The 23,596-nt window shown below is 61.5% G+C and carries 24 protein-coding genes and 1 tRNA gene; 9 read left to right on the forward strand and 16 right to left on the reverse strand.

Annotated features, from left to right (window positions below):
- Nucleotides 1-115: 115 nt before the first annotated feature.
- From BLR85_RS07730 to BLR85_RS29780, 4 genes are all read right to left on the reverse strand, one after another.
- A tRNA-Thr gene (locus BLR85_RS07730) sits at nt 116-191 on the reverse strand.
- Nucleotides 192-442: 251 nt separating this feature from the next.
- On the reverse strand, nt 443-1,963 hold the full coding sequence (locus tag BLR85_RS07735) for a heme biosynthesis protein HemY (protein WP_093153034.1): 1,521 nt from the start codon (nt 1,961-1,963) through the stop codon (nt 443-445).
- Between the two features lie 11 nt (nt 1,964-1,974).
- Nucleotides 1,975-3,483, reverse strand: a complete 1,509-nt coding sequence (locus BLR85_RS07740; protein ID WP_093153038.1) for a COG4223 family protein — start codon at nt 3,481-3,483, stop codon at nt 1,975-1,977.
- A 76-nt stretch (nt 3,484-3,559) separates the two neighbouring features.
- Nucleotides 3,560-4,294 carry a uroporphyrinogen-III synthase gene (locus BLR85_RS29780; RefSeq protein WP_093153041.1) on the reverse strand — a complete coding sequence of 245 codons (735 nt, stop codon included), beginning with the start codon at nt 4,292-4,294 and terminating at the stop codon, nt 3,560-3,562.
- A 45-nt stretch (nt 4,295-4,339) separates the two neighbouring features.
- On the opposite strand from BLR85_RS29780, the gene tsaD reads away from it, so the two are divergent.
- Entirely contained in the window at nt 4,340-5,452 is a 1,113-nt protein-coding gene (tsaD, locus tag BLR85_RS07750) for a tRNA (adenosine(37)-N6)-threonylcarbamoyltransferase complex transferase subunit TsaD (RefSeq protein WP_093153046.1), read from the forward strand.
- 18 nt (nt 5,453-5,470) lie between these two features.
- Here tsaD and BLR85_RS07755 read toward each other — a convergent pair whose 3' ends face one another.
- From BLR85_RS07755 to BLR85_RS07775, 5 genes are all read right to left on the reverse strand, one after another.
- On the reverse strand, nt 5,471-6,574 hold the full coding sequence (locus tag BLR85_RS07755) for a flagellar basal body P-ring protein FlgI (RefSeq protein ID WP_093153051.1): 1,104 nt from the start codon (nt 6,572-6,574) through the stop codon (nt 5,471-5,473).
- Entirely contained in the window at nt 6,574-7,581 is a 1,008-nt protein-coding gene (locus tag BLR85_RS07760) for a flagellin (RefSeq protein WP_093153055.1), read from the reverse strand. Before BLR85_RS07760 ends, BLR85_RS07755 begins: the two co-directional genes overlap by 1 nt.
- A gap of 2 nt (nt 7,582-7,583) precedes the next feature.
- The gene (gene flgK, locus BLR85_RS07765; RefSeq protein ID WP_093153059.1) at nt 7,584-9,041 is read right to left on the reverse strand and encodes a flagellar hook-associated protein FlgK; all 1,458 of its coding nucleotides are present in this window, start codon (nt 9,039-9,041) and stop codon (nt 7,584-7,586) included.
- Nucleotides 9,042-9,071: 30 nt separating this feature from the next.
- Nucleotides 9,072-10,415 (reverse strand): flagellar hook protein FlgE, encoded by a 1,344-nt coding sequence (locus tag BLR85_RS07770; protein ID WP_093153063.1) that lies wholly within the window; start codon nt 10,413-10,415, stop codon nt 9,072-9,074.
- A gap of 99 nt (nt 10,416-10,514) precedes the next feature.
- Nucleotides 10,515-11,348: a flagellar motor protein MotB gene (locus BLR85_RS07775; RefSeq protein ID WP_093153067.1), complete on the reverse strand. Its 834-nt coding sequence runs from the start codon at nt 11,346-11,348 to the stop codon at nt 10,515-10,517.
- Between the two features lie 229 nt (nt 11,349-11,577).
- On the opposite strand from BLR85_RS07775, the gene BLR85_RS07780 reads away from it, so the two are divergent.
- The 4 genes from BLR85_RS07780 to BLR85_RS07795 all read left to right on the forward strand — a co-directional run bounded on the left by BLR85_RS07780 (nt 11,578) and on the right by BLR85_RS07795 (nt 14,793).
- Nucleotides 11,578-12,186: a polysaccharide biosynthesis/export family protein gene (locus BLR85_RS07780; protein WP_093153071.1), complete on the forward strand. Its 609-nt coding sequence runs from the start codon at nt 11,578-11,580 to the stop codon at nt 12,184-12,186.
- 16 nt (nt 12,187-12,202) lie between these two features.
- On the forward strand, nt 12,203-13,591 hold the full coding sequence (locus tag BLR85_RS07785) for a hypothetical protein (protein WP_093153074.1): 1,389 nt from the start codon (nt 12,203-12,205) through the stop codon (nt 13,589-13,591).
- 181 nt (nt 13,592-13,772) lie between these two features.
- Nucleotides 13,773-14,324 carry a rhomboid family intramembrane serine protease gene (locus BLR85_RS07790; protein WP_170844483.1) on the forward strand — a complete coding sequence of 184 codons (552 nt, stop codon included), beginning with the start codon at nt 13,773-13,775 and terminating at the stop codon, nt 14,322-14,324.
- A gap of 223 nt (nt 14,325-14,547) precedes the next feature.
- The gene (locus tag BLR85_RS07795; protein WP_093153083.1) at nt 14,548-14,793 is read left to right on the forward strand and encodes a hypothetical protein; all 246 of its coding nucleotides are present in this window, start codon (nt 14,548-14,550) and stop codon (nt 14,791-14,793) included.
- 88 nt (nt 14,794-14,881) lie between these two features.
- Here the strand turns inward: BLR85_RS07795 and BLR85_RS07800 are convergent, their stop codons facing one another.
- From BLR85_RS07800 to BLR85_RS07810, 3 genes are all read right to left on the reverse strand, one after another.
- Nucleotides 14,882-15,301, reverse strand: a complete 420-nt coding sequence (locus tag BLR85_RS07800; RefSeq protein WP_093153088.1) for an EVE domain-containing protein — start codon at nt 15,299-15,301, stop codon at nt 14,882-14,884.
- Nucleotides 15,301-15,573 carry a YciI family protein gene (locus BLR85_RS07805; protein ID WP_093153092.1) on the reverse strand — a complete coding sequence of 91 codons (273 nt, stop codon included), beginning with the start codon at nt 15,571-15,573 and terminating at the stop codon, nt 15,301-15,303. The genes BLR85_RS07800 and BLR85_RS07805 overlap by 1 nt, the downstream gene beginning before the upstream one ends.
- A gap of 137 nt (nt 15,574-15,710) precedes the next feature.
- Complete coding sequence (locus BLR85_RS07810) at nt 15,711-16,664, reverse strand: sugar phosphate isomerase/epimerase family protein (RefSeq protein ID WP_093153097.1); 954 nt, start codon at nt 16,662-16,664, stop codon at nt 15,711-15,713.
- Between the two features lie 257 nt (nt 16,665-16,921).
- On the opposite strand from BLR85_RS07810, the gene BLR85_RS07815 reads away from it, so the two are divergent.
- The 4 genes from BLR85_RS07815 to BLR85_RS07830 all read left to right on the forward strand — a co-directional run bounded on the left by BLR85_RS07815 (nt 16,922) and on the right by BLR85_RS07830 (nt 19,513).
- The gene (locus BLR85_RS07815) at nt 16,922-17,401 is read left to right on the forward strand and encodes a hypothetical protein (protein ID WP_093153102.1); all 480 of its coding nucleotides are present in this window, start codon (nt 16,922-16,924) and stop codon (nt 17,399-17,401) included.
- Between the two features lie 153 nt (nt 17,402-17,554).
- The gene (locus BLR85_RS07820; RefSeq protein WP_170844484.1) at nt 17,555-17,989 is read left to right on the forward strand and encodes a DUF1810 domain-containing protein; all 435 of its coding nucleotides are present in this window, start codon (nt 17,555-17,557) and stop codon (nt 17,987-17,989) included.
- A 70-nt stretch (nt 17,990-18,059) separates the two neighbouring features.
- Nucleotides 18,060-18,932, forward strand: coding sequence for an SDR family oxidoreductase (locus BLR85_RS07825; protein ID WP_093153107.1), 873 nt, complete (start codon nt 18,060-18,062; stop codon nt 18,930-18,932).
- A complete protein-coding gene (locus BLR85_RS07830) occupies nt 18,929-19,513 on the forward strand; it encodes a hypothetical protein (RefSeq protein WP_093153112.1) in 585 nt (194 codons plus the stop codon). The genes BLR85_RS07825 and BLR85_RS07830 overlap by 4 nt, the downstream gene beginning before the upstream one ends.
- 17 nt (nt 19,514-19,530) lie before the next feature.
- Here the strand turns inward: BLR85_RS07830 and dxs are convergent, their stop codons facing one another.
- The 4 genes from dxs to BLR85_RS07850 are packed head-to-tail and all read right to left on the reverse strand — an operon-like array spanning nt 19,531 to nt 23,563.
- Nucleotides 19,531-21,465, reverse strand: a complete 1,935-nt coding sequence (gene dxs, locus BLR85_RS07835; RefSeq protein ID WP_093153116.1) for a 1-deoxy-D-xylulose-5-phosphate synthase — start codon at nt 21,463-21,465, stop codon at nt 19,531-19,533.
- Nucleotides 21,466-21,519: 54 nt separating this feature from the next.
- Nucleotides 21,520-22,392 (reverse strand): polyprenyl synthetase family protein, encoded by an 873-nt coding sequence (locus BLR85_RS07840; protein ID WP_093153120.1) that lies wholly within the window; start codon nt 22,390-22,392, stop codon nt 21,520-21,522.
- Nucleotides 22,389-22,631, reverse strand: coding sequence for an exodeoxyribonuclease VII small subunit (locus BLR85_RS07845; RefSeq protein WP_093153126.1), 243 nt, complete (start codon nt 22,629-22,631; stop codon nt 22,389-22,391). The genes BLR85_RS07840 and BLR85_RS07845 overlap by 4 nt, the downstream gene beginning before the upstream one ends.
- A complete protein-coding gene (locus BLR85_RS07850; RefSeq protein ID WP_093153130.1) occupies nt 22,628-23,563 on the reverse strand; it encodes a histone deacetylase family protein in 936 nt (311 codons plus the stop codon). The genes BLR85_RS07845 and BLR85_RS07850 overlap by 4 nt, the downstream gene beginning before the upstream one ends.
- Nucleotides 23,564-23,596: the final 33 nt, after the last annotated feature.

The following is a 23,596-nucleotide window of genomic DNA, read 5'->3' on the forward strand; positions in this document are numbered from 1 at the left end:
ACGTTTTTTCAGAGCGTTCACACTTTCAACTGTGAACGTTTTGGATGTTCTGGGTATGGGCTACATTTCCGGAACAAACTGAAACCAGATAAGTAGTTCAATTTGTTTGAAAAGGTGGTGCCGCTGAAGGGACTCGAACCCCCGACCCCATCATTACGAATGACGTGCTCTACCAGCTGAGCTACAGCGGCGACCTTTTCGGCGGCAGAACCGTATCGGATCCACCATCCAGCGCGTCGTGTCGAGATGAAGCCCGTCACATTGGCGCTTCAAAGCTGCTTCCAGCTTCGATCTCAGGCCCAATAATCCCTCGAACCGGCAAGGTCAATCTCGGAATTGACAGCGTTCCGAAGGAAATTCCGAAGATTTCGGATAGAGCGGGAAACGGCGTCGGCGAAACTGTTCGGGAAGCCCGCAAGCTTCCCGATAGAGTTGATGAACCCTATTTTTTCTCAACTTCCGAGGCTTCGAGCGTGACGGTGTCGCCTGTTTCCTCCGTTGCGATCTCGGCCTCGGGCGCAGTGCTTTCTTCGGCCTCCACCACGTCTTCGACCGCCGGTTCGATCGGTGCTTCAGGCCCGGGCGTTTTCCCGACGACGAGCGGAAGCATTTCGCTGCCTGTGGGCATCGCCAGTTCCGTTTTTGCCAGCTCGCGCCAGCTCAGCGTGTCGAAGCCGCCGCAATTGGAGCAGACCGGTGTCCATGTCGGCTCGGTATTCTGGCAGCTCTCGCAAACCCATTGCGGCCCGCGTGGCGCGATCACGGCCTTGGCCAGCCAACCGCGCACAACCGCATCGTCCCCGCCCTCGCCGCGTTCGATTGCGGCCATGATCGAGAGAGACCGTGCTGTGGGATCGCTTGTCGGAAGATCGCCGAGGGCACGACGCGCGGAGGGGAAATCCTCGGCGGCGATGTTGAGTTCGGCCAGAAGCATCTTGGTTTCCGGATGATCCGGCTTGATCTTGGTCAGCTCGCCGAACCGCTTCAGACGCGCCTTCGGGTCCTCGTCGGGCGCGATCTCGGCAAAGGCAACGGCCAGCTCCGGATGCGGTTGCGATTCCCAGGTCTTCTTGAGCACGCGGGTTGCCAGGCGCGGCTTGCCCTTCTCGATATAGCTGCGTGCGGCCATGATCGAGGCAGGCACCAGGTCGGGCGAGAGCTTGTTGGCCTCGATGGCCGCCTCGCGGGACTCGATGGACTTGCCGGCATCAAGCACGTCCTTGGCTTCCGACAGCGCCAGCACGGCGTCGCGGCGACGGTGGACATCGCGGGGCAGGGTGCCGGTGCGCAGCTTGGTGCCAAGCGTCTTGCGGGCACCACGCCAGTCGTGGTGCTCGGCCTGGAGCTTCAGCAGCGTATCCTGCACTTCCTCATGCTTGGGCTTGAGCGCATAAGCCTTCTCGGCCAGCTTGAGCGCCGTGTCGGTGTCGCCCTCGGCCAGCTTCTGCTTCATGATGCCCCGGATACCGACAAAGCGCGTTTTGTCGTCCTTCAGCAGCTTCTTGTAGGCATCCTCGGCCAGCTTCTGGTCACCGATCATCTCGGCCGCCTGGGCGGTGATCACACAGGTCACTTCCGGCGATTCCAGCAGTTTTTCGGCCTTGGAGACCTTGGTCAGCGCCTGCCGGCCTTCGCCGCTTGCCAGCGCCATCAGGGCCTCGTTCATGGCCCGGTAACCACGACGTTCCCGGTTCCGGTCGAAATAGCGCGACAACGCGGTTTCGTCGCCGAGCAGGAACTTCAGGAACGCGTAGAGCAGGCTGAGCAGCTTGAAGGCGACATAGAGAATGCCGACAACCGCAAGGGCGACCAGCACCGCCGGAAGTGGTTCAAGCTCGACCTCCTTGTACCCGCTGATCGCGATCACCACGGACGGGCCATTTTCCATCACGTAGCCGGCGCCCACGGTCAGGGCCGCGACCACCGCGACAAACAACAGAATCTTTATCAGAGACCAAAGCATCACGGGTGTCCTCAGTTGGTGGCCAGGCTGGCGGCGAGTTCATTTGCGGCGGCAAGCGCCTCGGCCCGGGCAGCGGCGAGCGCTATCCAGTCGGCCATTATCTGTTGGCCGCCTTCGGGCAGCGCTGACAATTCGGCAATGGCATCCGCAAGGCGCGCTTCGGAGAGCGCGGCCTCGGCCCGGCTCAGCACAGCGTCCGGATCATCGCCATCCGACGGAGCAAGAGAGCGAACGCCGAGCTGGTTCTGAAGCCAGGTCGATGCGCGCGCAGCGGGCGTTTCCGGAGTTGTTTCGCTCCGGGAAACCGAGAGTGCCTGACGCGCGGCAGCGGTATAGGCCTTCTGCAATTCCGGCAGCGTTGAGACGCCATCGGCAGCCGCGGCTTCCAGCGCTGCGGGAATATCGATCCCGTCCAGCATCGGCAGAGCGCCTGCGAATGGGTTCCCGCTTTCCAGCGCGGCCTGGATATCGACCAATGCCTGCGCTTGGGCGGCGCGAAGGGCCTTTTCCCGGGCGGCTTCTTCGACGGATTCCGCGTCGGCCATGGCTTCGCTGGAAGCATCGAGCGCTTCTCGCACGGCCTTTTCGGCCGCGGCTGCGGCGGATTTCACCAACTCGTCCGCGGCGGCCATCTGGGCTGTGACGGTCTCGCGCAGTTGGGCGAGTTCCCGCCCATAGGCTTCGACGGCGGCGATCGAGGCCGGATCGGGTGAGTCGTCGAGCGGACGCTTCTCGAGGATCCCCATCCGGTCCGCCAATGCGGTGATCTGCGATGTCACGTTGCTCAAGGCGTCTCCGCTGGCGATCCCGGCCGCCAACTTGTCGAGCGCGGCGAGAATCTCCTGCGATTCGCCCTTCAGGGTATCGAGCGCGCTGGAAGACGCGGTCTCTGCGAGCTTGCCTTCAAGCATGCCGATTTCCGCCTGCAGCGCGGCGATGGTTTCGCCCTGGCTCTGCAATGTCGCCTGCACTTCGGGATTGGCCGGCATGAATTTCGCGGGCACGACGTAGGGCGCGGCAAAGAGAAGGCCCGCCGCCGCGAGAGCCCCGCCGAGGAAGCCGGGTACAATGGCGCCTCTGCGCTCCACGACCACGGTTTCTTTCTCGATGGTGCGCGGCGCCTCTGTTACCGGCGGTTCCGGTTCGGTCGTGCCTTCAGGGGCCTCTTCGGCGTCAGCAGGCGTTTCCGCATAGTCGACACCGTCCATGGTTTCGAGGTCGGCGACATCCTGCGGATCCTCTGGTTCCGCCAGCTCTTCGGATTCCATCCCTTCGTTATCAGGATTGTCCTGCGCCTCGGCTTCTTCGGTCGGCTCAGGCTCGAATTCGGAAGCCTCTTCGACAGCACCCTCGACGATCTCCGCGTCTTCGACCGCGCCGGGTTCCTCTATCGTCGTTTCATCGGAAACAACGTTTTCTGAATCCAGCGCCTCGTCGGTGGTTTGCGCTTCTTCTAAGATGTTTTCGTCGGGCCGTTCCGTTTCCTCGGACGCCGCATCGGACTTTTTCGTATCAACCACTGAAAATTACCCCCCGAATCTCGGCAATGTGCCTGACGGTTATCCGGCATGAACTTAGCTTGGCGCGACCCCTGCCTCAAGCGGAGGGGTATGCGTCAAACAGACTGCCCATCGCGGACAGGATGCCCGCGGCATCCGGCGAGGGCGCGATCAGAACATTTTCGCCCGGCCGCGATGACCATGCCATGGCCGTGGCGTCGCTGATAGCTACAAGGTGGATACGCGCTTTCCGGTGCTCCACAGCCCCCGCAAGCAAATCGGCGGAGCGCGGCGAAAAGACCGGTGCGACGATATCCGTTTGTTTTTTCAATATGTTGTGGATTTCTGATCGCAGTGGCAGTGCTCGCTGATCGTAGACGATCAGCGTTCGCGCCTCCCGACCGGCCTCGCGCAACGTCTCGGCGAGGTCTCCGCGCCTGTGCTGCCCGGTGACGTGGACGATCGCGGTGACCGAGGGATCTTCGATCAGAGCCTCGGTCAGGGATTTCACCGTCGGTTTCGTGGTTCTGACGGAATAACCTTCTGCTTGTGCCCTTTCGGCCGTTCTGGCGCCAACGCACCAGGCCGCCCGGCCTCCCGCTTCCTGATGCAGCGACAAGGCGCGAACGCCATTTTCCGACGTAAAGGCGATTTCCTCGTTCAACCCGGGCGGAGACACGATTTCCAGGGGAACAATTTCGAAAAGTGGTGCAATCAGGGTCTTCGCGAAGATCCCGATTACCTCTTCGACCTGACGGGAAAAGCGCCGGGAGGCCGGTTCCGGCCGCGTCAACAGGAGGGTCGTGTCGCGAAGGTTCACTTTACCGGCCATTCCAACTATCTGGGCAGGACATTCCTAACCGTCGGATCGTATCTCGTGCAACGCCCGGACACTCCAAATCAACTGACTGTGCTCGGAATCGAGAGCAGCTGCGACGATACATCTGCCGCCGTCGTACGATGGCGCAAAGAAACGGGCGGAGAAATCCTGTCGAATGTTGTCTCCGGCCAGACCGAACTTCATGCTGCTTTCGGCGGGGTCGTGCCGGAAATTGCCGCTAGGGCGCATGCCGAGAAGCTGGATCTGATGGTCGAAGCCGCTCTGCGGGATGCCAGGGTAACCTTGAAGGAGCTGGATGCAATTGCGGTCACCGCGGGTCCGGGGCTGATCGGCGGCGTGCTGTCCGGGGTGATGTGTGCCAAGGGGCTCGCTGCGGGGGCCGGCCTGCCGCTGGTAGGGGTCAACCATCTGGCAGGCCATGCTTTGACGCCGCGCCTCACCGATGGGCTGGGTTTCCCCTACCTGATGCTGCTTGTGTCCGGTGGCCATTGCCAGTTTCTCATCGTCGAATCGCCTGACAGGTTCCACCGTCTTGGCGGCACGATTGACGATGCTCCCGGGGAAGCCTTCGACAAGACCGCACGTCTTCTCGGGCTTGAACAACCCGGCGGTCCGGAGGTGGAGCAGGCCGCCGTTGCGGGTAACTCGAAACGGTTTCCATTTCCACGTCCGCTTCTGGACAGGCCGGGATGCGACATGTCCTTCTCCGGCCTGAAAACAGCGCTTCTGCGCGCCAGGGACGCCTGTATCAAGCGAGAGCAGGGGCTGCGCGAACAGGATCGCGCGGATCTTTGCGCGAGCTTTCAGGCGGCTGTTGCCGATGTGCTCGCCGAGAAAAGCCGACGTGCGCTAGCCGCGTATCTTGCCCTGAACCCGCCGGTGCCGATGATGGCCGTGGCAGGTGGGGTGGCTGCGAATAACCTGATCCGTGCTCGGCTCGAAGCAGTCTGCACAGAGCAAGGAACCGGTTTCGTCGCGCCGCCGTTAGCACTGTGCACCGACAATGCGGGCATGATTGCCTGGGCCGGAATAGAGCGCTTCAGGCGGGGCGAAACCGACGATCTTACCCTTTCGGCGCGCCCACGCTGGCCACTGGACACCCGTCAGGCCGCCATGCTGGGATCGGGAAAAAAAGGCGCAAAGGCCTGAAAACGCGGATTTCCGTGGTCATTGGACAACGAATTCCGCGTGCAGCGCCCCTGCCGCCTTGATGCTTTTGAGTATGTCAATCAAGTCGCGCGGCGCGACTCCAAGCGCATTGAGCCCGGCAACCACTTCGGCAAGCGACGTGCCGCCATCCACTTCGGCCAAGCCGATTCCCGGCTCCTCGTCGATCTGCGCTGACGACCGGGGCACAACAACGGTCTCTCCCGGAGAGAACGGGTTCGGTTGGATAGCAATCGGTGTCTCGTCGATCCGAAGCGTCAGGTTTCCCTGTGACACCGCGACACGCGATATGCGGACATCGTCCCCCATGACGATGGTTCCTGAACGTTGATCCACAACCACGCGCGCCTTTCTTTCAGGCTCCACCGTGAGATTTTCGATCTTGCCGATCGCTCTGGCCGGTGAGCCACTGCGCGTTGCGGCTATATCCAGCTCGACGGTCCCCGAATCGAGCATCAGCGCGACTTGTCTGCCGAAGAAGCGATTGATCGCGGTTTCTATCCGTCCCGCGGTGGTGAAATCAGGGACGCGCAAGGCGAGGCGCAAGGATTGAAGCGAGCTGAAATCAAAATCGATCTCCCTCTCGATCCTGCCGCCCGCGGGAATGACGCCGGAAGTTGGAACCCCTGTGACGACCGATGAGGCATCCGCCTCGGCGGACACGCCTCCGGACAACACTGCACCCTGCGCAACTGCGTAGATCTGACCATCGGCAGCGGTCATCGGGGTCATAACGAGCGTCCCGCCCATCAGGCTCTTGGCGTCGCCGATGGCCGAGACGGACACATCGATCCGGCTCCCGGATCGCGCGAATGCGGGAAGGGTTGCGGTGACGAAGACGGCGGCCACGTTTTTCGGCCGGAACTGTTCGCCTGTCACGTTCACGCCCAGACGTTCCAGCATGTTGGAGAGAATTTCCTCCGTGAAAGGCGCATTTCGAATGCCGTCGCCCGTTCCGTGAAGTCCGACCACTAGTCCGTAACCGACCAGATCGTTGCCGCGAACTCCATCGAATTCCACAAGGTCCTTGATCCGAACCGGACCCGCTTGACCGATGTGTGCGAATGCGAACAGGAGAAGAATTGCGAGAAGGAGATTTTTCATTACAGGTAATTGGACAAGCTGAGATTGGCGGTTCTTACGGTGAGCGCGTAAAGCATCTCGATCTGGGATTCGACTTGCTGGAGTTGGGTCGCCCGGTCGTAGGGATCGGCGGTCAGCAGTTCGGCCAATGCGAGGTCAAGCGCGCTCCGTTCCGATTGTGACTCGCTTTGGGCGTCTTCGATCGTTTCTTGAATGGCTCCGATCTCCGAACGGGTCAGCAGAAGGTCCTCGTTGGTATTCAGCAACTTTTCTCCAGCCAAGTTCGCAAGAGATTTTTGTTCGTCCGATGACAGGGAAAGCGCCGGGGACACGATCAGAACAGCCAGGGCGACGCCTGCAAGTGTGTCTCGGATTTCTTCATCCGCCGCGGTGGTTTCAATCGAAACGCTCCTGTCGGATGCGACAGACATTGGCGCGAGCGCCTGCGACGATCCCTGATAGTAAGGTGTCGTCTCGAATGCACCGCCTGTGGCAAACGAAGCTTCGACGACACTGGCAACACCGGCGGCTGTCGTTTCGCCCGACACGGCGATTTCCAGCGCTTCGAGCATTTCGGAGGCATCCGAAAGCGGTGGCGTATCGGTGGAAACGCCACCAAACACGAACCGGCCTGCGTAGTTCGTATTCATTCGCGAGACGATGGCTTCGAAATCCTGCGCGGCTGCAATTGAGACCGCCTGTGCCTGGGCCGGTGTGGCAGACGTGCCCGCTGACAGTAGGTCGATTGAAAGATCCTGCGTGGTTTCCTGAATGTCCCCGAGCGCCGTCTGTACGGCGCTTGCAAAACCCTCAGCCTCGGTGGCGGCAAGATCGAAGGCATCCAGACGTGTCAACGAGGACTCGATCCCGGAGATGGCCCGATAGCTGCCACCAAGCGCCGTGTCGCGGATAGCAACCTGTCCGCTGGCGAGCTCTTGGACCAATGTCTCCATTTCTGCCTTCAGCGAGGCATTCTGACTCCGGAAAAGGGTACTGGTCGCGAGATCTCCGAGAGATTGAATGGCCATGATCAGAGCTCCAAAAGATGCTGCATGAGTTCATCGACCGTCTGAATGACCCGTGCGTTCGCGGCATAAGCCTGCTCGATCAATAAAAGCTTTTGCATTTCGGTATCGGTATCCACGCCATCCTGAGCGATCTCATAGGCAATGGCCTCTGCTCTCGCCGAATGAAACGCTTGGGCACCTTCGTGTTTGCTGTAATTCGACTCGATCTCCGAAAGAAGATCGAAGGCAATCCCTGCCAAGGATCTCGAGACGCCGGCTGATACGCCGCTCGCCGCTACGCGGGTTTCCGTGATACTTTCTGCCATTGCCGACAGCAGGCTGGCATCGCCTTCATTTCCAGCGGCGATGGCGCCAACGCCGTCGCGAATCCGCCATGCCTGTCCACCGCTGTCCGGATCGATATTTGCGTTCACGGAAATCCGGGCGGCCAATCCCGGCTCTGATGTCGGGTCGAACGATGCGGCACCGTCTACGAACAGCCCCAGCCCATCTGTTGCGACGGTCGCGTCGAGGCCGGAATCCTCGAAACGTTCGATCAGGTTGCGTGCCAGAGCGTCCAGGCCTGCCTGCGCTTCCACGGTTATCACGTCCCGTACTTCGAAAGCCGCTGCAAGACGGCCACCTTCAATTGATCCGTAGCTGGAATGGAGACCCAGAGGCTCTCCGTTCAGTTCCAGCCCTGACAAAGTCCCGTTTTCCAGGGTCATGTTCGCGGTGATAACCGCATGGGGCGTAAAACTCAGCTCGGCAGCGGGGCCATCGAGAAGTGTCGCACCTCCCGGTGTAAACAGGGCGATCTGGTTCCCGTCCCGTTCGACCTGGTGAACCGGGATGATCTCTGAAATGGAATCGACCAGAGCTTGGCGTTCATCCAGCAGAGAGGCCGAATCATCGCCAGAATTTCCCATCCGGAAGATCTGCCAGTTCAGCGACTGGACCTGTTCAAGCTGGGTGTTCAGTTGCGATACCATGTCTGCGATATCGGCATCTGCTTCCATTCGGGTCTCCGCGATTTCATCGGAGATGTTGTTCAGCCCTTCTGCCAGGTTGACCGCTTTGTATACGGCGTCCTCCAGGCGAATGGTCTCCTCGGGCCGGCTGGCCGCGGAAATGAGAGCGGCCTCGAACTGATCGATCCTGTCGGTCAGGGATCCCCTCTCGGTCGGGTAGCCGATGGCTGTTTCAATGCTGAGCCAGGCCGCTGCCTGGGTTTCGGCGTTGGCCATGTTCGCATTGGCATCGCGCTGGTCCGCCAAGGCACGTTCGTTGACGATACGCGTGATCCCGACGACCCGAACGCCGGCGCCGCTTCCGCCGACCGTTTGAGAAGCGAGATTGATTTCGCGCTGTGCGTAGCCGTCGGTCATGGCGTTGGCCACGTTCGACGACACGAGCTCGACGGCGCGGGAGGCCGCGTTTAGTCCGGACAGGGCGCTGTGCAGGGAACTTGAGAGCGACATGAGTCACGGCCTCCCGTTTGCCAGGGGATCCTAGCGTTTGATGTTGGTGGTTTCCTGAAGCATTTCGTCCACCGTCTGGATGACCTTGGCGTTTGAGGAGTAGGCTCGCTGTGTATGGATCAGGTTCGTAAGCTCGTTGGCCACGTCGACCGACGACTCCTCAAGGGCGTAGCTGACGATGTCCCCGGTGGCGCCGTCACCGGCATCCCAGAGGTAGAAACTGCCGCTTTCACTCGATATCTGGTAGGTCTGGTTGTCCAGAGACGTCAGCCCGTTGGGGTTGGACATGGAGATGAGCGGAATCTGGTAGACGACACGGGAAATGCCGATGTCGAAATTGGCGATGACATAGCCATTCGCGTCAACCTCGACTGAGGTCATGATGCCGACGGGGGAGCCATCTTTCGAAATAGAAGTCGGTGCGAAGCTGTCCGACAGCTGGGTCATGCCGGCAGAGTCGTGCTGGGCCCCGATGTCGATATCGATGGGACCGCCATCAACATAGACTCTCAGAATTCCGGTCGCGGCATCGTAGCTGGACGTCTTCGTCGCATCGATGTCGTCGATCGTCTCGGTCGCGGCGTCGTGAGTGACAGATTCGAGCGTTCCGCCGTAATCCCGATCATCCGCGAATACGAGATCGTAGGCTGCGATCACCTCGCCCGGCGTGGCGGAATCCGAGATGGACATGCTCCAGGTGTTGGTGGCGTCGCCGATGGTTGCCGAAACAGAAGGCGTAAAGGTGATAGTCAGGGACTGCGATGTTCCCAGATTGTCTAAATACTCGATCGGCAGGGTTAGGGAGTCGCCGGTTCCGCCATATTCCGTCTCGGTTGCCGGAAGGTTCATGCCCAGCGAAATATTCTCAGTCGGTTCGCCCGCGAATTGGTTCACGTTGATCTGAACCGGCTCGAGCCCATCTGCGGTGTCACGCGGGTATTCCGGAACGGTTCCATCGGCCTCGGCGGGCCATCCCAGCAGAACAAGGCCGCTTTCGGTTTTGAGGATGCCGTCCTCATCGGTTCGAAAGGAACCGGTTGTGGTGAGATACATCGCTTCTTCGCCATTATCCGTTCCGACATCGGATTCGGTTGTGACTGGAAGGAAACCGTCGCCGCGTACCGCGAGGTCCGTCGAGTTCGACGTCGTAACGAGCGCGCCGGATTCGTCGATAAGCCGGTTCGTGGTCACGCGGACCCCGCCGGCGGAATAGGATCCGCTGCCGCCGTCAATCACCATGGAGTGGAAATCGGCTTCGGCACGTTTGTAGCCATAGGTCGACGAGTTGGCGATGTTGTCGGAAATCGTTGCAAGCTGCGTTGCGTTCGCGGCAAGACCCGCGACGCCCGCATTCAGGGAAGAGGAAATGGTCATTAAACGGCGCCTTTCTGCTGCTGCGACCAGAACTGGCCACACTATTGGCGCCGGCGCTTTAATGGCGGGCTAACAGATAAAGTTTTACGCTTTTACCGTTCAGTATTCCGGCTCGACGCGTAGCAGAACGATCTCCAGGCGATCATTTCGCATCGACATCGGGTTTGGGACGGCGGGATGCCTGTCTGCATAGCCCGCAACCCGCTCGATCCGGTCTTCTCCGACCGCGTCCCCGAGCATGAGCCGGACGGCCTCCGCGCGGGAAAGGGAATGGTCCCAGACCGGGTTTTCGGCCAGCACGATCGCGTGGGAACGGCTGAAGCCCTTGACAGCGATGTCATTGGTCGTAAGAGAAAACACGCGCCCGATGACCGAAACCAGATCTTCGAGCAGCGGTGCTGGTGTCGCGCCGCCGGCAGCAAAGAGTGGTTCGCCCTCCGGAGCGAAAAGCTCGATGACCAGACCCTCGTCGGAAATCCTGGTAACGACATGGCGGAAGGCGTTCTGCATGGACATGCTTTCGCCGCCACTTCCCAACAGCATTTCCTCGATACCTTCCAGGCCCTTGTCCTTGTCGGCGCCGGCGGTCACTGGAATACCGGGAGACCCCGGCTTGCCGGGCGCGGCATGCCGGTTGGTCGCTCCTATTCCGTTCTGAGCCAGCGTCTCCTCGGTAAAGACCGAGTCGCCCCCCAGAGTGCCGTCTCCTCCACCCGAAATACGGTTGAGTGGAATCGTCGGGCTGAAATAGTCCGCGATACCCTTTCTTTGCTTTTCCGTTGTTGCATTCAGCAGCCACATCAGCATGAAAAAGGCCATCATCGCCGTGACGAAATCGGCATAGGCAACTTTCCACGCCCCTCCGTGGTGCCCCTCGCCGGCAATAACCTTTTTCCCCTTGATGATGACTGGTGCGTTGGAACCAACGCTCATCCCATCACCTCGCTTTTCACCCGTCATCAGACCTAGCAGCCGTGAGTGAACGAAACATTGATGGGATTGGGGGCGAGGCCTCCGAAAGACAGGTTCCATGATGCAACACCGAAGGGGAATAGCTTGACGGGCCATGGAAATTTTCCCGTTTTGCGAGAATTGGCAGTAATAATCGGCTCGAATGCCCCCAAAGAGGGCACCGAGGCAGATACGTATCGAGGGTAGCAGAATGATAATTAGGCTGTTCATCGCTTTCGTGGCGATGATTCTGACTCTGGGCAGCGCCAGCGCCCAGGGCAATTATCTCGTAAAACCGGGTGATACCCTTCGAATTGAAATCCTCGAGGATACCTCGCTCAACCGGCAGGTTCTGGTGTTGCCCGATGGAAATGTCAGCTTCCCCATGGCGGGGACAATTCGCGCCAGTGGGAAAAGCACCGAACAGATCGCGCGCACCATTTCCAGCAAGGTTGCGTCGAACTTCGCCGTCCAGCCGACAATCTATGTGTCGGTGGCGGACGTTTATTCCGATCGCATGGAAGTGCGCGAGCAGCCCGATGAATTGGTGACAGTCTATCTCGTGGGGGAGGTGAACACCCCCGGACCGAAGGAGGTAGAACCCGGAACGACCTTCTTGCAGCTTCTGTCCCAGAGCGGTGGCTTCACCAAGTTCGCGGCGACGAAACGGCTGCAGCTCAGGAGAACTGCCGCGGATGGACGCCAGAGCCTGTTCAAGGTCAACTACAAGGCGATCTCTCAGGGCGCGATGGTAACCAGTGATCCCGTACTCGTTCCCGGTGACGTGATACTTGTCCCGGAACGGCGCTTGTTCGAGTAACGAGAGCCAGAGAGCCATGGGCGCCACCCGACATCCTGAACTTCTTGCCGGCCTGTTGGCGCTGGCGATGGTTGCCGCGCCCGCCTGCGCGGTAACGGTGCAGGAAGATGCGTCCGACTTCTATTTCGATGTCGGTTCGGGGCTTGAGATCAACGACAATTATGAAAGTCTCGAAGACCCTCTCGGAACGACGAGCTTATGGGTCACTGATTTCGCGCTGGGCTACGAGACCGAAACCCGCCGGGAGAAATTCTCGTTCAAGACCGGCGCCCGTTTCGAACTCGGTGATTTCGCGGAAGACCCGGATCGGACGAGCCAGTGGATCAACCCTTTTGCCACCTTGCGCTACCGGCGCGAGGGAAGCGGGTCCTTCTTTCGTACCAAGCTGGATTATCGCGAGCGTGATAACGGGATCGACCTGGACAGGGATTTCGATTCCAGCACCGACCTGGTGGTAGACCAGGGAACCCGGCGGGACACGGAAGCCAAGATCGAAATGGCGGTCGGCCTGGAGTCGCCCACTTGGGCCAAGGCAGAGCTTGCCTATCACCAGCGCCGTTTTTCCGACACGACCGACCCCGACCTGACCGATCGCGATACGTTCCGGGTCGAGGGCGAGCTTGGATTCGCGTTGACCCGGACAAGCTCGCTGTTGCTGGTCGCGGGGTATCGCGAGAGGGACGTCATAGATGATCTCGACGATGACGAGGAGCATTCCTCTGTCGGCGCCGGCCTCCAATCGCAGCTATCCCCAGACCTGACGCTGCGCGCATTGCTCCGCTACGAGCGTAACGAACTCACCAGCCCGGCTTCGGAAGGGCGCGAGACATCGGTGAAAGAATCACCGACCGTCGATCTCTCGCTGGTCAAGGACCTGCGCAACGGAAACCTGCGTTTCGCGCTGAAGAGCGATTTGGACAGCAACGGGGTGCGCACCACGGCGCGGATCGGGCGCAAGCTGGATCTCCAGCGGGGACAGATGAATTTCACCGTCGGCGCGACATGGCTGGACGATGGGCGCGTCACGCCCGTCGGCGCAGTGAAATGGGAACGCGACTACCGCACGCGACAGCTCTCGCTGGACTTCAACAGCGCTGTCTACACGGATGACGATCAAAACGAGGCGCTGCGCAATCGGCTTGCCTTCCGGCTGGACCAGGAATTGACGGTGCAGGACGGGTTGCGGTTCGATGTCAGTGTTTTGGCTTCGGATGATCTCGACGGCGAGGGCGGCGACTATCGGCAGGCCGCGGCCAGCATCAGCTATTTCCGCAGCATTCAGAGCGATTTGAGCCTTGTCACTGGTTATCGGCACGCCTTCTCCGATGACGGCGACAACAAGAATGTCGTGACCGAGAACAAGGTTTTCGTCCGGATTGACAAGCGGTTCTCCCTGCGACCGTGACGGGTATGGGAGTATCGGCCAGCGGTGCCAATCCGGCTTGCCATTGGGCGTAATCGCGATCAAGCATCAGACCATGATTTCGACCGCTCCACGAATGCGCTTCCCGGGAAAGCCCCTTCTGCTTGGGATCATCGGGCTCTGCACGCTTATAGAAGCGGCTTGCCTGCTGACTGAAATCGGCATGTTCAGGGGTTCGAATCTCAGGAATCTGCTTCTCGGCTACGGGGCCTTCTGGCCGGATCTTCTGCATGGAAGCCAGCCGGTCATCGCGCTCCAACCCGCGCTGATGTTCGTCACCTATGGCTTCCTGCATGGCGGACTTCTGCATCTTGTCTTCAACATGATGACGCTCTGGATGCTGGGCCGTATCGTGATCGGGCGCTCCGGTGCGCTCCAGTTCGCCGTGATCTACTTTCTTTCGCTGCTCGGGGGCGGGGCCGGTTACGGCCTGTTGCATTCGGGCGGCTGGCCGATGGTCGGCGCTTCCGGCGCCCTTTTCGGGCTGGCCGGGACAATCCTCCTCTGGGTCTGGCGCGCGCAACCGAGCCTTGCGGCCTCCCTGGCCGCGACATGGAAGGTCTTTGCATTCCTCCTGCTCTATAACGTGGTCATGTATGTTGCGCTGGCCGGTGGGCTTGCATGGGAGGCGCATCTGGGTGGTTTTCTGGCCGGGTGGATCGTTGCATGGATCTGGCCGAGGCGCGGCCCGAAAGGCGTTTTCCGGCGCAGTTGATCGCGGCATGCGCGGGACCAGATCCTAACAATCGGTAAACGTCCCGGTTGGCGCAGAGGCAGTCTCTTTACCAATCCCTGCAAATTTCCTCTCCATTCGACATTTCGCCGGAAGGGGACGCCATTGTTCCTGTTTCATGTTGAAGCGCGCTCGGGTTGGCCCTCTGCGATGGACAGCGCTCTCCGGTGGTCAGGGAATGAACCTTTAGGAAAGGGAAAACAGAATGAGCAACTGGCAGTCCGAGGCCTTGGTGACCGATGAATTTCCGCATTGGGCAAAGCCGGCGACGCTCGACGTGGATCCGGGCAGCGGCAGCGTGGAACTCGAACGCCGCAATTCGGCGAGCAACTGGGAAAGCTTCCAGTCCTTTGACACCGCCGGCGCCTACAAGGTCGAAGTGGTCAACTGCCCCGAAATGCGGGTGAGCACCACGGTGGATGCGATGTTCCGCTGGACGTGGAACGGCTGAGCCTTTGCGCGACGCGGACAAAAACCGGCCGGGCAGGTGAGATGCCCGGCTTTTTCTTGATTATCAGACGGGTATGGATGGCCGAGAATCAGGGCTCTATTCCGCCCAGGGCGCAGACGATCCGCCACTCGTCTTCCCGAACCGGTTGAACCGACAGCCGTGAGTTCTTCAGCAGTGCCATCTCGGAGAGATCGGGATGTTCCCGGATCTCGGATAGCGTCACCGGACGGGACAGCGGTTCGACCGCGCGAATGTCCACGCATTCCCAGCGCTCGTCATCGGTGGTGCTGTCGGGATGCGCCTCGGCACAGATCTCGACGATGCCGACCACCGCCTTGTCCTTTTGCGAATGATAGAAGAAGCCGCGATCGCCCAGCTTCATCGCCCGCATGTTGTTGCGCGCCTGGTAGTTGCGTACGCCATCCCATTCCTCTCCGGTCGCCCCCTTCGCCACCTGATCCTCCCAGGACCAGGTCGACGGCTCGGATTTGAACAGCCAGTAGGCCATCAGCCGATCACCCGGTTCCAGGGGATGATCTCGACGCTCTCGAACAGGTCGGCCTTGGCATAGGGATCGGCGGCCGCCCATTCCTGGACCTGCGCGACGCTCTCGACATCGAAGATGACCAGCGAACCGCACATCTCGCCATTGGCGTTCAGCAGCGGGCCGGCCTGCGCCACGAGACCACCGCTCTTGAGGTGCTCAACATGGGCGGCACGGTTCTTCAGCCGGGTGTCGAGGGCGCCGGCCTTGTCCTTGGCGATGAGTGCGACGAGCATCGTGATCTCCTTGAATCGGTTGGACGCACAATCTCGTGCAGGCCAACGCAAATCAAGAGCCGGGCCTCGGTAAATGGGGCCGTCATCGTCGCAACCTGGGCTGAACCCTGTCGGGCCAGCCCCGGTTTGGCCGTCATTCAGAGAAGGTCGTTGAGCATGCGCATGGTCGAGGTCGGGTTGCGGCTCTTGTAGCGGGTGGCCATGTCTTCCTTGTCGATGCGCAGCGAGATTTCCTTGAGCTTGTTGGCAATCGCCGCCGCATCGGTGAAGACCTGCGGGCTCTCGTGCTCCTTGCAAACGATGTCGAAGGCGATCCAGTCGTCATAACCCAACCGCTCCAGCGTAAAGAACAGCTCGATGAATTCCCAAGTGTGCCAGGTGCCCGGCGTCAGGTCCCAGTCGCCGCGGGTGTCGTTGTCGTTGATGTGGACATAGAAGAGTCGGTTGCACTTGTGCAGCAGAGCCGCCGCCGCCGCCGGGTTCTCGTCGGCAAGGAAGCAGTGGCCGGCATCGAGCGTCGCGCCCAGGTTATCCGCGCCGACGATATTGGCAAAGGCGATCAGCTCGCCCGCATTGCCGATCTGGCAGCGCACGCGCGGCTCGTTGATCTTGTATTCGATGCAGATCTTCATGTCCCGGTTATGGGCGCAGATCTGCTCGAAGCATTCGGCCGAATAGTCGAGCGCGGCGATCGGGTCGAGCTCGAACGGGTAGTCGAAGCCTTCGTTCAGCGGGCAGGTATGGAAGCGCGGCGCGCCCAGTTCGGCGGCAAGGTCGATGGCGCGTTTGGCCTCGTCCACGGCGGCCCGACGCTCGGCGGGGTCTTCGGCGGTCCAGGCGCCGCGCAGCCAGCGATCATTGCGCACCGAGGCGAAATTGATCGCCGAGACGGCGAGGTTGTTGCGCTTCAGCGCTTCCTTGGTGGCCGCGATGTCGGAAGTGTCCGCCGGGCAGCGCAATTCTACCGCGCCGATTCCTTCGGCCGCGCCCGCCCGGTCGAGATGGGTTGGGGTATCCGCAGCATCCTGATAGACGAGGAAGCGGTTCTTGGTCTGCCCCAGAAAGAGGGTGATGATCGAGAGCTTGAGCATGACGGGTCCCTTGGTTTCCTCGCATTTTCGGCGCGCCTGTCGCGCATACTACAGCGCATACATAAAAATCTTCAATGCGGCATCTGCGCGTTCACGAGATTTCCGTCGAAAAAGTAATGTTCAATAATGCACACATACTGCAGAAATCCGCAGTCTTATGCATCCGCAAACAGTACCCATCTCTTTCTCATCGAAGGCGGACAGACAAACCGCCGACAGAGAAACGAGACACAAAGTACACGTGAAAGGACCAAAAGATGAAACGTTTTGCGCTCGCAACCTCCGCCCTGCTGACCCTTGCCGTTGCCGCACCGGCCTTTGCGAGCGACCAACTCGCAACCGTTCTCGGCGTTCAGGGACAGGGTTTTTCCCAGTCCGAGCTGATCCAGCTCAAGGCCGCCAATGACGATGGCGACGCCACCCGCATCAACTTCCTGCTGGAAAATGGCGGCGCAGCGAGTGTTACCGCCTCCACCAAGAGCGCGGCCGAACCCGGCGTGCAGCAGTTGGCCGCAAGCCTCGGCGTGAATGCTGCCGATTACAGCCGTGGCGAACTGGTCGCCTTGAAAGCCGCTCTCGATGACGGCGACTCCGCGCGGATCAACGCGTTGCGCGATCAGGCCGCGAAGACACATCTGGAGCCTTCCCCGGCCTGGACCCAGCTTGCCAGCTCGCTTGGTATGGACGCCACGACCTCCAGCCCTGCCGTTCTGGTCCTCGAGCATGGTGAAGACTGAGGTCAGCTAGATCCGGGTAATGCCCTGAGAAATGGCTCAATGGCGATCCGGCCCGGTGCGAAAGCGCCGGGCCTTTTCATGTCTTCCGCGCCGTAGGCCGGTTGGAACGGTCGTGCTACACCGGATCGCGTGACACAGGTGGAGCGGCTGAAAATGTATGACGAGACGAGTCTGGAACGTTTCATCGAGGCGCAGGAAGGACGTTGGTCCGATGCCATGTCCGAAGTCGATGCAGGCCTCAAGCAGGGCCATTGGATGTGGTTCATCTACCCGCAGCTGCGCGGGCTGGGTCACAGCCATCGGGCGCAGTATTTCGGTATTTCGGGTACCGAGGAGGCCCGCCGTTACCTTGCACATTCGCTGCTCGGTCCGCGGCTGATCGAGTCCTTCGAACGCCTGAAACCGCATGCGGGACAGTCGGTTGAACGGATCTTCGGTGATGTCGATGCCTGCAAGCTGCAATCCTGCGCAACGCTATTCGCTGCCGTGGCCAACGATCCCGGCCCCTTCGATACCGTTCTGGAGAGCTTTTTCGGCGATGAGCGTTGCCCCCTGACGCTGGACATGCTGGCAGCGGAGGACCGGTAACCGCCGGCGCACCGGCTCGTGGCGAAATCCGGCCTTCCCAATCGGCAAGCACTCTCGCATACAGAGCGGTATGGAACGCACTCTTCTGACACTTGGACACGGCTATTCGGCGCGGGTTCTGGCGCGGCATCTCGTGGAACGCGGATGGCGCGTGATCGGAACGACCCGTACCGGGGAAGAAGCCGCAAAGTTGGCCGATACCGGCATCGAAATCCATATCTGGCCGGGTTGCGAGCTTGAGCCCCTGCTGGCGCAGGCCAGCCATGTGCTCCTCTCCGCCGGGCCCGACGCGGAGGGCGATCCCTTCCTGCCCCATGTTTCCGACGCGCTCTGCGAGAGGCCGCCGCAATGGCTGGGCTACCTTTCCACCGTCGGTGTCTATGGCGATCACGCGGGCGGCTGGGTCGACGAGAATGCGCCGCTCGCCCCCTCCACCCGGCGCGGCAAGCTCAGGGTCGAGGCGGAACAGGCCTGGCAAGCGCTCGCAGCCCGGTGCGAACTGCCGCTACACATCTTTCGCCTTGCTGGAATTTACGGCCCGGGACGCGGACCCTTTGCAAAGCTGCGCGCGGGAACGGCGCGTCGGATCATCAAGCCCGGCCAGGTGTTTTCGCGCATCCATGTCGAGGATATCGCGCAGATACTCATTGCCTCGATGGAACGGCCCAACCCGGGCGCCGTCTATAATGTCTGCGACAACGAGCCCGCGCCGCCGCAGGACGTGATCGCCCATGCCGCAGAGCTGCTCGGCCTGCCTGTGCCGCCCGATACACCCTTCGAGGCCGCCGATTTCAGCCCCATGGCCCGCAGTTTCTATGCAGAGAGCAAAAAGGTTCGCAATGACCGGATCCGTGAGGAACTTGGGGTTGCCCTCCGTTATCCTGATTACCGGAGCGGGTTGGCAGCGCTCTTGAAAGCGGAGGAAGAGCAGGCCGAAAGATGACGGCGCGCGCGGGCCCTCCTGTCGCCGCAATCGTCATCTTGCTGGTCTTCGCGCATCTTGCGCCGGCATTGGCCCAATCAGCAACAGCCCCGCACGGGCTGGCCTGGAACCGCACCGGGCTACCCGCCGTCTTTCCCTTGCAGGTGAAAACGCGCGAAGGGCAGGATCTTTTCCTGACGCTCGAGAATGCAACCACGGGCGCAGAGGCCATGGGTGCGAATATCGAAAGCGGACGATTCTTCAAGCTGCTCGTGCCGCCCGGGACGTACCGGCTCCGGTTCGATCCGACGGGTCGGGACGCAATTGGCAAGGAGGCGTTTCTGTTGCCTGAACCTTTGAGCTTCGAAATACGTGGCAGCGCGAAAAAGGCTGGTCACCTCGTCGATATTACCGGGCTCTCGGTGAACCGTCCCAACGGTGCGGAAATCCGCCCGCAATCGATCTGCCAGGTCCTTGAGCAGGATTTCGAGCCGCGTTTCCCCGGACAGGAGTTCAACGACTCCGGCACGCTGCTACCGGACCGGCCACGTGACTGGTCCGGGTATCCAGGAGTGAATATCCGGGCCTATTACTGCGACTGAGGCGAGACCGGCCCGGCTCAGCCCGACGCGCTTGCCGCTCCGATGCGGGCGACCCCGATCACGTCCAGAACCTTGGCTTCGATATCCTCGGCATTCATGCCGGCGACGGCATACATGTCCTTGGGCGAGGCCTGGTCGATGAAGGTATCGGGCAGCACCATGGAGCGGAACTTCAACCCGTGATCGAAGACGCCCTCCTCGGCCAGAAGCTGGGCGACATGGGAGCCGAAACCGCCGATGGCGCCTTCCTCGATGGTGATCAGCGCTTCATGGCGCCGGACGAGATCCAGGATCAGGTCGCGGTCCAAAGGCTTTGCGAAGCGGGCATCGGCCACGGTCGGGTTGATGCCGCGGCGGGCGAGGTTCTCGGCGGCCAGTTCCACTTCCTGAAGGCGCGTGCCGAAGGACAGTATGGCAACACCACTGCCCTCCCGAATGATCCGGCCCTTGCCGATTTCCAGCACTTCGCCGTGTTCGGGCATGTCCACGCCGACACCCTCACCGCGCGGGAAACGGAAGGCAATCGGTCCCTCGTCATGCGCAACGGCAGTGGCGATCATGTGCTTCAGCTCGGCCTCGTCGGCTGCGGCCATCACCACCATGCCCGGCAGGTTGCTCAGGAACGCGATGTCGAAGGCACCCGCATGGGTCGCGCCATCGGCTCCGACCAGCCCGGCGCGGTCGATCGCGAAACGAACCGGCAAGCGCTGGATGCAGACATCATGCACGACCTGGTCGTAGCCACGTTGCAGGAAGGTCGAATAGAGCGCGCAGAACGGCTTCAGCCCGCCTGCGGCCTGACCGGCGGCAAAGGTCACCGCGTGCTGCTCGGCAATGCCAACGTCGAAACACCGGCTCGGATAACGCTCCGCGAACAGGTTCAACCCGGTCCCGTCCGGCATGGCGGCGGTGATCGCGGTGATCCTGTCGTCTTCCGCGGCGTGCTGCAGCAGCGCCTCGGCAAAGACCTTGGTATAGCTCGGCGCGTTGCTCGGCGCCTTTTTCTGCGTGCCGGTCACGACATCGAACTTGGCCACGCCGTGGCCCTTGTCCGAGGCTTTCTCGGCCGGTGCGTAGCCCTTGCCCTTCTTGGTGATCGCGTGGATCAGCACCGGCCCGTCCGCGCGCGCCTTCACCGTGCGCAGCACCGAGAGCAGCATATCCATGTCATGCCCGTCGATCGGGCCGACATATTCGAAGCCGAGTTCTTCGAATAGCGTGCCGCCGATGGTGACATGCTTGACCATGTCCCGCGCCCGCTTGGCGCCTTCGTAGAAGGGTTCGGGAAGGAAACTGAGCGCGCCCTTGGCGGCGGCCTTCAGATCCTGGAAGGGCGCACCGGCATAGAGACGCGAGAGATAGGATGATAGCGCACCGACGGGCGGCGCGATGGACATCTCGTTATCGTTCAGGATCACGATCAGGCGCTTGTCGAGGTGGCCCGCATTGTTCATCGCTTCGAAGGCCATGCCGGCGCTCATCGCACCGTCGCCGATCACGGCGATCGCGTCTCCCAGCCCCTCTTCGGTCACTCCGCCCAGATCACGTGCGGTGGCAAAGCCGAGCGCGGCGGAGATCGAGGTCGAGCTATGGGCGGCGCCGAACGGGTCATAGGGCGACTCTGAGCGCTTGGTGAAGCCGCTCAAGCCGTCCTTCTGGCGCAGGGTGCGGATACGGTCCCGGCGTCCGGTCAGGATCTTGTGCGGATAGCATTGGTGCGACACGTCCCAGATCAGCTTGTCGCGCGGGGTATCAAAGACGGCGTGAATGGCCACGGTCAGTTCCACCACGCCCAACCCCGCGCCCAGATGTCCGCCCGTCTCGCTCACCGCGCTGATTGTCTCGGCGCGCAGCTCGTCGGCGAGCTTTACCAGCTCGGCATTGCTGAAATGCTTCAGATCCGCCGGGCTATCGACCCGATCAAGAAGCGGTGTGACAGGTTTCATCACCATGGCTCGGCCCTCCGCTGGCCGCAGCTTCCCGGCGGCCCTTGGGGGCAGCCGTGTTCATTTTTCGCGCGCGATAACGAAACGAGCGGTCTGCCGCAAGCTTTCGGCGCGCGCACCATAAGCGGATAACGCCTCTTCGGCCTCCTCCACAAGGGCCCGTGCCCGCGACTTGGCGCCCTCCAGCCCCAGCAGCGAGACGAAAGTGGCCTTGCCGGCATCGGCATCCTTGCGCAATGCCTTGCCCGCGGTGGCGGCGTCGCCCTCCACGTCCAAGATGTCGTCCGCGATCTGAAAGGCAAGTCCGAGCGCGGTCGCGTACCGCGTGAGCGGTGCCGGATCGGCCTTGGCCAGGCGCGCGCCCGCCTCCGCCGACCAACGGATCAGCGCGCCGGTCTTGTTGGCCTGCAACTCGGTTATCTGTTCAAGCGTGTAGGGCGCGGTGGCGGTTTCCGCCGCGATATCCTGCGCCTGACCAAGAACCATGCCCTGCGCCCCGGCGGCCTTTGCCATCGAGGCGACGAGGTCCACCCGCACCTCCGCGTCACGCGAACAGGTCGGACGCGACAGCAGCTCGAACGCCAATGTCTGCAATGCATCGCCGGCAAGGATCGCCGTTGCGTCGTCCCATTTTACATGCACCGTTAGCTGACCCCGACGAAGGCTGTCGTCATCCATCGCCGGCAGGTCGTCATGAACCAGCGAATAGGCATGCACCGCCTCGATGGCCGCTGCCGCCCAGATCGCCTGCTCCTGAGGAATTTCGTGCAAAGCGGCGCTTTCCAGAACGAGGAACCCGCGTAGCCCCTTGCCGCCACCCACAGCGTAGCGCATCGCCTCTATCACGGGCTGTGCGGCATAGCCCTGCAACTCCTCCAGGAGGCAGGCCTGAACGCGGTCCGCGGCGGCCGCCAGCGCGTCGCGATAGGTCATTGGGCGTCGAAGGCTTTCGTTCCGGTCGGGTTGCCGGCGGCATCGGTCGTGATCGCCGCGACCTTTTCCTCGGCCGCCTGCAGCTTGGCCTCGCAGCGCTTGCGCAACGCGTCTCCGCGTTCGTAGAGCTGGATCGATTCCTCCAGCGCCACCTGGCCGTTTTCCAGCTTCTGAACCACCTGCTCCAGTTCGGCCATGGCCTGCTCGAAGCTCATCTTCTCGACGGGTGTATCGTTCATGCGCCTCGCTCCATCAGCACTTTTACATGGGCCGCCGTCGAAGCGGCCAGCGACTCCAGATCATAGCCGCCCTCCAAAGTCGAGACCACGCGCCCGCCGGCATGTTTGTCGGCGATATCGCAAATCTTCTCTGTCACCCATACGAAATCCTCCACATCGAAATTCAGCTGGGCCAGCGGATCGTCCTTGTGGGCGTCGAAGCCGGCCGAGATCAGCACGAGTTCCGGCTGGAAATCGTCGAGGGCGGGCAGGATCTGCTCCTCCATGATCTTCCGGAAGGCCGCGCCGTCGGACATCGGCGGCAGCGGCGCGTTGATGATATTGTCATGCGCGCCGGTCTCGCGCGGCTCGCCGGTGCCCGGATAGAGCGGCATCTGGTGGGTCGAACAGAACAGGATGCGCGGCTCGTCCCACAGCAGATCCTGCGTGCCATTCCCGTGATGCACGTCGAAATCGATGATCGCCACCCGTTCCAGCCCATAGTGATCGAGCGCCCGTTTGGCGCCGATGGACACGTTGCCGAACAGGCAGAAGCCCATCGGGGTCACCCTCTCCGCATGGTGCCCCGGCGGTCGAATCGCGCAGAAGGCGTTCTTGACCTCACCCGCCATGACCGCGTCGACGGCCGAAACCACTGCTCCGACGGCCCGCAGCGCGGCCACGAGCGAGCCCGCCATCACATGCGTATCCGCATCCAGTGAAACATATCCCTCGGCGGGAATCGCGGCCTCGATTGCCGCGACATGGGCCTCGGGATGAACGCGGAGCAGCTCGGAACGCTCGGCCAAGGGGGCCTCGCGCCGGTCCAGCGCGTCGAAGGCCGGGTCTTCCAGGGCCTTCCAGATCGCCCGCAACCTGTCCGCGCGCTCCGAATGTCCTTCGGGGGTTTCGTGCTCAAGGCAATCGGAATGTGTGAAAAGCGCTGTGGTCATTGCAGACCCTTCCATGTTCGGCCTCAATCCATT

The sequence above is a fragment of the Aliiruegeria lutimaris genome, assembly GCF_900099935.1.
Taxonomy (GTDB): Bacteria; Pseudomonadota; Alphaproteobacteria; order Rhodobacterales; family Rhodobacteraceae; genus Tropicimonas; species Tropicimonas lutimaris.